This window comes from Algoriphagus resistens, from assembly GCF_001442615.1.
GTDB classification, from domain to species: Bacteria; Bacteroidota; Bacteroidia; order Cytophagales; family Cyclobacteriaceae; genus Algoriphagus; species Algoriphagus resistens.
Genome location: NZ_LMXN01000034.1, coordinates 1 through 2500 on the forward strand (window position 1 = coordinate 1; position 2500 = coordinate 2500).

Consider the following 2500-nt stretch of genomic DNA (forward strand, 5'->3'; position numbering starts at 1 on the left):
GGAACTTAACAACATGTCTTGGCAGAAACTGTAACAAACTCAGCGTAAGTTTTTGGGCAATTAGTACTACTCGGCTATGACATTACTGCCTTTACACCTGTAGCCTATCAACGTCATCGTCTCTGACGGCCCTAGTTGGAAGTCTCATCTTGAGGGGAGTTTCGCACTTAGATGCTTTCAGCGCTTATCTCTTCCCGACGTAGCTACCCGGCAATGCAATTGGCATCACAACCGGTACACCAGCGGTCAGTCCAACCCGGTCCTCTCGTACTAAGGTCAGGTCCTCGCAAACTTCCCACGCCCGCAACAGATAGGGACCGAACTGTCTCACGACGTTCTGAACCCAGCTCGCGTGCCACTTTAATGGGCGAACAGCCCAACCCTTGGGACCTTCTCCAGCCCCAGGATGTGACGAGCCGACATCGAGGTGCCAAACCTCCCCGTCGATATGAGCTCTTGGGGGAGATCAGCCTGTTATCCCCAGCGTACCTTTTATCCTTTGAGCGACGGCTCTTCCATTCAAAACCGCCGGATCACTATACCCGTGTTTCCACCCTGCTCGGCTTGTCGGCCTTACAGTCAAGCTCCCTTATGCTATTGCACTCCTCGTACGGTTACCAAGCGTACTGAGGGAACCTTTGGAAGCCTCCGTTATCCTTTTGGAGGCGACCACCCCAGTCAAACTACCCACCAAGCAATGTCCCCGTTAATACGGGTTAGATACCAAACAAACAAAGGGTGGTATTTCAACAGTGACTCCACAGATCCTGGCGAACCCGCTTCAATGTCTCCCACCTATCCTACACATCATTTGCCCGGTACCAATACTAAGTTGCAGTAAAGGTGCATGGGGTCTTTCCGTCCCGTTGCGGGTACGCGGCATCTTCACCGCGACTACAATTTCACCGAGCTCATGGCTGAGACAGTGCCCAGATCGTTACACCATTCGTGCAGGTCGGAACTTACCCGACAAGGAATTTCGCTACCTTAGGACCGTTATAGTTACGGCCGCCGTTTACTGGGGCTTCGATTCAATGCGTCCCTTGCGGTAACATCCCCTCTTAACCTTCCAGCACCGGGCAGGTGTCAGGCCTTATACTTAGTCTTGAAACTTTGCAAAGCCATGTGTTTTTGTTAAACAGTCGCCTGGGCCTCTTCACTGCGGCCCCCATCGCTGGGGGCGCCCCTTCTCCCGAAGTTACAGGGCTATTTTGCCGAGTTCCTTAGCCATGATTCACTCGAGCACCTTAGGATACTCTCCTCGACCACCTGTGTCGGTTTGCGGTACGGGTAATTATACGCTTAGCGCTAGAAGTTTTTCTTGGAAGCCCTTAGGATCACTATCTGGTTGTCCGTAAACGCCCAGTACTGTCAGCTTCGGCTAAACCCACGCATTTAACTATGGGTCCAATACCTACTACCTTTAACGCGGTATTCCGTCACCGCGCGGATCTTTCATCACTCCGTCACTCCATCACCTGTATAATTAGTATGGGAATATTAACCCATTGTCCATCCACTACCCCTCTCGGGTTCGCGTTAGGTCCCGACTAACCCTGATCCGATTAGCGTTGATCAGGAAACCTGGGTCTTACGGTGTGCGGGTTTCTCGCCCGCATTATCGTTACTTATGCCTACATTTGCTTTTCCAAAAGCTCCAGCCACGCTGACGCTTGACCTTCGCTGCCGTTGGAATGCTCCCCTACCACTACCGGATTGCTCCGTGTAATCCTTCGCTTCGGTACTATGTTTGATGCCCGATTATTATCGACGCCCTGTCGCTCGACCAGTGAGCTGTTACGCACTCTTTAAAGGAATAGCTGCTTCCAAGCTAACCTCCTGGCTGTCTCTGCAACTGGACCACCTTTGTTCAACTTAACATAGATTTGGGGACCTTAGCGGAAGGTCTGGGTTCTTTCCCTCTCGGACTTGGACCTTAGCACCCAAGCCCTCACTGCCGGTTCTATATGGCGGCATTCGGAGTTCGTCAGGATTTGGTAGGATTTGACTCCCCCTAGTCCTATCGGTAGCTCTACCTCCGCCATACAATTCCCGACGCTGTTCCTAAAAACATTTCGGGGAGTACGAGCTATTTCCCAGTTTGATTAGCCTTTCACCCCTACCCACAGCTCATCCGGAAACTTTTCAACGTTTATCGGTTCGGTCCTCCATTGTGTGTTACCACAACTTCAACCTGGCCATGGGTAGATCACTAGGTTTCGCGTCTACCCCCACCGACTCAAACGCCCTTTCAGACTCGCTTTCGCTCCGGGTGCGGCACTGAATGCCTTACCCTTGCCGGTGAGGAGTAACTCGTAGGCTCATTATGCAAAAGGCACGCCGTCACCATACTTAATGGCTCCGACCGCTTGTAAGCGCACGGTTTCAGGTTCTATTTCACCCCGTTATTCACGGTACTTTTCACCTTTCCCTCACGGTACTAGTTCACTATCGGTCTCTCAGGAGTATTTAGCCTTACCGGATGGTGCCGGCAGTTTCA

Annotated in this window: 1 rRNA gene (cut by a window edge); it reads right to left on the reverse strand. The window is 51.8% G+C overall.

What is annotated here, in order from left to right:
* Nucleotides 1–40: 40 nt before the first annotated feature.
* A 23S ribosomal RNA gene (locus AS141_RS25720) occupies nt 41–2500 on the reverse strand; it runs 415 nt beyond the window's last position.